General features: G+C 36.1%; 2 protein-coding genes. Both read left to right on the top strand.

All coding sequences use genetic code 11. The features are described from left to right. Window positions 1–109: 109 nt before the first annotated feature. The gene (locus BQ7314_RS06240; RefSeq protein ID WP_174482846.1) at window positions 110–520 is read left to right on the top strand and encodes a hypothetical protein; all 411 of its coding nucleotides are present in this window, start codon (window positions 110–112) and stop codon (window positions 518–520) included. Window positions 521–1,096: 576 nt separating this feature from the next. Further along, on the top strand, window positions 1,097–1,576 hold the full coding sequence (locus BQ7314_RS06235; RefSeq protein ID WP_174482845.1) for a DUF2628 domain-containing protein: 480 nt from the start codon (window positions 1,097–1,099) through the stop codon (window positions 1,574–1,576). Window positions 1,577–1,845: the final 269 nt, after the last annotated feature.

The raw sequence follows: 1,845 nt of genomic DNA, 5'->3' as shown, positions 1-1,845 counted from the left end.
CGGCAGTAAAAACCTAATAACCATTTGAATAGAGTAAGGTTAATGAGAGTCAAAATAAGGGCTTGCAGGATTTAGGTATGATTCAGAATATTTTGAAGCCCATGTAGTTATGAAACATACAACTGATTTTGAACAAGGTGAAGAAAACATGAACTCTTATAACTCGTATGTTGATGATGTTCGTCAAGAATTCTCGAATAAGTATGAATCTGAAGAAGCCTTAAAAAAGCGAAATGTCATGAGATCAGAGGTTAAAATAAAATTAAAAGTGATTAAAAAAATAATTAGCAAAAGGTTAATATATTTGCACACTAATATTCAAAAAATTAACAACCCTCTTGATGAAATAATTAAGAATATATTTGAAAAAAATATTTCTCAAGCAGAAGGTGAGGATTTTGGTTCATTTGTTGATAGACATATATCAAGTGGAATTAAAACACGAGAGAAGCTTCATGAAATTATAAAAATCACTGAAAATATCGCAGAAAAAGATTTAAATTTAAAAGATATAGCCTAACAAAAACATGCACTCGGACAAAATAAAGCTACGTTCGTTCCTCACTACGCTTTGTTTTGCCGGTGATGTTGGCGTTACATTTCAAAATCCATTGAGGGTTTTCTGGTTTGCTTGGCTTGGGCGTAATCGCTTGTGGTAAGTTGTTGTGTATCCTTTCCTCGCTGTTTCACCACCCCTTATCATTGGCTGGAACGGTTGAGTATGAGGTAGCAGGGCTAAAAGTATCAGGCATTTTACTATTTGGAAGGGCTTTATGTTATAAGCGATGTAGCTTAGATAAGTTCTTGCATTCTGTTTGCAAGACATGACTTGTTAGCAGGACTACATCAAAAGCCAGTGGCATTATTAAGCCAGCCCTGCGACAGTCAAAGGCTTTAAAAGTCGTGGGTTGAGTGACTACGCATGGATTGAAGGTTGTCGAATATCGAAATGTAACAATTTGGTCCACTTGACCGTTGGCAGCGCAGTTCTTTTTTGAAGGTCACTTTTTATCAAAGTTCAGTGTTTTTTGCATAGTTCACCGAACCTCTGCCAACGTCAAGTGACCATGGCGTTAGGCTTTCAAAGGAGACGATAATGCAACAACTTTACGAAGCAATTCTTGGGAAAAAGAATCGAATTTACTATCAAACTAAATTTTATCAATTTGATCAAAAAGGGGAAGGGATGCTTGTAAGCTGGAATTGGTCTGCTTTCTTTTTTTCTGGCATTTGGGCTTTATACCGAAAAATGTATGGCTGGTTCTTTTTGTTTTTGGGGCTTTCAATTATTTCTAATATACTTGAAAAATCTGGAGCATCAGATTTAAGTGCAATAATCTTAGGTATACCAGCTGTTCTGTTTGCAATATTTTCTAACTCCCTTTATCACAAAAAAATAGTTAAGAAAATAACAAAAGCAAAAAATGAAATTGATGATGAAGATAAATTGCTTGAATTTCTAAAGTACAAAGGTGGGGTAAATACATGGGTAATTTTGGTTTGCAATGCAATGCTTGTGATAAGCATCATAGGCATCATTGCAGCAATTCTAGTCCCTATGTTTGCAGGTAAGTAGCCTACAAGATAAATTTACTTGAGCAGTAAAAAGCTAACTCCTTCGTCGCTTTTCTTTTTATTAACGGTAATTTGCGACATCATCCTTCTAAAGGAGCTCAGTAGATTGGAGTGAGGAGTGAACTCCAGCATTTGTTGTAACCAAACCTAACGAATAAGGTTAGATTGTGATCGCGAAGCGAGCCACAATCTGAACCGTTTGTTGGACAAGCCCGGTTTACCCTTTGAGATGAATTCCGCTATTGCAAATAGCTTTTTGCTGAACAGCCC

The organism is methanotrophic endosymbiont of Bathymodiolus puteoserpentis (Logatchev) (assembly GCF_900128525.1).
Classification (GTDB): domain Bacteria; phylum Pseudomonadota; class Gammaproteobacteria; order Methylococcales; family Methylomonadaceae; genus Methyloprofundus.
The sequence above is the reverse complement of the archived record's forward strand: the minus strand, read 5'-3'. Positions and strand labels throughout refer to the sequence as shown.

Coding starts and splice junctions, on each gene's coding strand:
- BQ7314_RS06240 (WP_174482846.1), top strand. CDS start 110: ATGAAACATACAACTGATTTTGAACAAGGTGAAGAAAACATGAACTCT.
- BQ7314_RS06235 (WP_174482845.1), top strand. CDS start 1,097: ATGCAACAACTTTACGAAGCAATTCTTGGGAAAAAGAATCGAATTTAC.